General features: G+C 50.5%; 3 protein-coding genes and 1 pseudogene. 2 read left to right on the top strand and 2 right to left on the bottom strand.

Annotated features, from left to right (window positions below; all coding sequences use genetic code 11):
• Positions 1-113: 113 nt before the first annotated feature.
• Positions 114-233, top strand: a pseudogene (locus tag FHC51_RS22855) (hypothetical protein); the annotation flags it as partial.
• On the opposite strand, the gene FHC51_RS22850 reads toward FHC51_RS22855, so the two are convergent.
• A complete protein-coding gene (locus FHC51_RS22850; RefSeq protein ID WP_104677934.1) occupies positions 230-481 on the bottom strand; it encodes a hypothetical protein in 252 nt (83 codons plus the stop codon). The pseudogene FHC51_RS22855 and the gene FHC51_RS22850 sit on opposite strands and share 4 nt — an antisense overlap.
• 450 nt (positions 482-931) lie before the next feature.
• On the bottom strand, positions 932-2557 hold the full coding sequence (locus tag FHC51_RS22845; RefSeq protein ID WP_104677935.1) for a methyl-accepting chemotaxis protein: 1626 nt from the start codon (positions 2555-2557) through the stop codon (positions 932-934).
• A gap of 228 nt (positions 2558-2785) precedes the next feature.
• Here FHC51_RS22845 and FHC51_RS23375 point away from each other — a divergent pair.
• Positions 2786-2843 (top strand): IS1 family transposase (locus FHC51_RS23375; protein ID WP_129692833.1); only part of this gene is annotated, 58 nt, incomplete at its 3' end.

Genomic DNA, 2843 nt, shown 5'->3' with positions numbered 1-2843 from the left:
TTTCCATACGAATCTCAAAAGTGATCATAAGCTCCCCTGTATTCAGAGGAGCAGATTAACCCCTGGATCAATTTTCAACCGCTGGGGTGGATCAGTTTTGCACCGTTGGTAACACCGAGCAGCTGGTGATTGTGCAGTGGTCGACCAGGCCGCAGGCGGAACCCTCGTTTAGCGCCCAGCCGCTGGAGGCGTCGCTGATGTATAGCGCAATCGCGCAGCAGCTGCGCGACTAAGAAAAATCGGGATGAGGGCTGTCAGCTGGCGGAGCCGTAAGGATAGTGCAGCGTTTATTCAGCAGCGATTCAACGGTGGTGCGATTGCCCTTGTCCCAGCCGCGCCGCGTGGTCAGCAGGACATATCCCTTCTCGCCCGATAGCGTGAACAGACTGTGCCAGTTGTGCGGCAACATTGCGGAAGACATAGCGTCCTGTTCCGGGCGGGAGACAGACTGATCCAGTCTCATTGCGTTGGTATCAGCCATCTCAAAGGTCTCCGTACAGGCAGCGCAGCCCGATCAGCGTTACCTGAGAACATGCACGATCCGAGGAGGAGTGGCACAGAGTTGTGCATCGTATGACTGGTAAGGGATAACGCCAGAGCCTGTTCCGCGGCAAACGTTATAGCCAGATATGAATTCCCGGACTTCGGCGAGATGCTGACAGGACTTGCCAGATACGGACAAAGGAATTCAGTTCTGGCCGGTTAGTTGTCGCTTTTCTGCATTTTCCGCCAGCGACAGGACTCAACCTGCGCTGGCTCTGCCCATAATCCCGTTCGGTTCCTATGGGCCGTTTCCTGCAGAACGCGCTACGCCAGTATTATCGCCTTGCCCCGGTTCCGGCATACGTTGTTTCTTGCGGGGAATGTAACGTGGTTCGGGAGAGTATGAACTTAATACTTTCTGCAGGCATAATGTAGCCCTGAATCTCGATCAGAATGTTTCCCAGCGTTCACTGACAACATTTTCCATACCGGCCGCCTTTACGCGGGCATTATCCCGTTTCATCACTGTGTCCCGGAGTACAAAAACCCGTATACTGTCAAGAAGCAGGCCTGCCTGTTCTTTCAGTGAGCCGCTGGCTGCTGAGGACTCTTCAACCAGGGACGAGTTTTGCTGGGTGGTGGTGTCTATCTGTCCCATCGCGACGTTTATCTGGCTAATCCCATCACTCTGTTCCTCGCTGGCTTGCGATATTTCATCAACCAGCTGGTGTACGCGTGAAACATTCTCAACGATTGCCTGCATTCCGTTGTCGGCTTCTGATACAAGCCCACGACCCTCAGTAATTTTATTTATTGAAGCACTGATGATGTCACGTATCTCTTTTGCTGATGATGAACTCCGCTGCGCCAGCGTTCTAACTTCTCCAGCTACCACAGCAAATCCACGCCCCTGCTCTCCAGCGCGCGCAGCTTCCACGGCGGCATTCAGTGCCAGTATGTTGGTCTGGAATGCGATCCCTTCAATCACCGTAATGATGTCTGTCATCTTCTCTGCGGCGTGATGGATATCGTCCATTGCAGCAGAGACTTCATGCATACGCTCACTGTTCGTTTTTACTACCCTTCCCGTTTCGGTAAACAAATTGTTCACGCGACGGGCATTCTCCGCTGTACTTTTTATTGTGGAAGTCAGCTGTTCCAGTGTAGCTGCTGTTTCCTCCACCCCGGCGGCCTGCTCTTCCGTTCTTGAGGCTAAGTCCTGATTACCTGCATTGATTTCATCCGCTGCAAGCGCAATGCTTTCTGCGCCGGAGCGGACATTACTGACTGTGACTCCGAGTGCGCTGACCATGTCTTTCAGGGAATGCATGAGTTGCCCGAGCTCATCCCGGGAGTGGACCTGTACCTGGATCGTCAGATCTCCATGTGCCACTTTGCCCGCAACGTTAACCGCTTCTTTCAGCGGCCGGGTAATACTGCGGGTGATATACCAGGCTATAAACATTCCCATGGTAATGCCCAGAACAACAAACAATACCATCAGCATCTCTGTCTTCTTTGACGTCTGCCGTATCCCTGCATGTGTGTCATCGATCACCTCTTTCTGAAAGTCCAGTAAAGCCTGTATAGCCTGTTGATATTCCTCGGTGACGGGCAGGAAGCGATCGGAAATAAAGTCGTCCATGCCATCATTTTCACCCCGCTCAGCCATAGACAGACCTTCACTACGTAGTGTGATGTATCTCTTGCGTAAGGTGACCATTTTATCGAGACGGGCTTTACCTTCTTCCAGCTTGATAAGTGGGGTCAGCATTGACTGTACCTGTGTAGTCTTTTCCGAGTCGCTCGCAATATGACTAAGAATTTTTTCCCGCAGGACTCTGTTTTCCGTTCCCATGGCCGCCATTGAGGCTCCGCTGTTCCTGTCCACCAGGGACAGCCATTCTTCCGCCAGTCGCTCTTTACGTAGGTCCAGATTTATCATTTCGTCCACATCCTGTACATTTTCCCTGGTAAACATCCAGGCACTGACACCCATCAGAAGCATCATAAAAAGTACAAGGCAAAAACCGGCACTAAGCCGTGTACTGACACGCATATCATTAATTTTCATTATATTATCCTTAGTTTGGTATTCCTGTAAGAACTGAAGAACTGACCTGGATAAAAATAAAAATTTTGTCACCACGTCATGAAAGGTATCGGTAAAACAAAAAAAATCTGTAGGGCAAATACCAGAGATGAGATATTTAGAGTTACGCTGAGATAGTTTCTACAGGAAATAATGGTAATGCTGCCAACTTACTGATTTAGTGTATGATGGTGATTTTAAGGTGCTTGCGTGGCTTCCATTTCCATCAGATGTCCTTCCTGCTCCGCTACTGAAGGCGTGGTGCGTA

The organism is Leclercia sp. EC_58 (assembly GCF_019584355.1).
Taxonomy (GTDB): Bacteria; Pseudomonadota; Gammaproteobacteria; order Enterobacterales; family Enterobacteriaceae; genus Enterobacter.
Note: the sequence above shows the minus strand (reverse complement) of the source record. Positions and strands in the feature narration are given on the sequence as shown.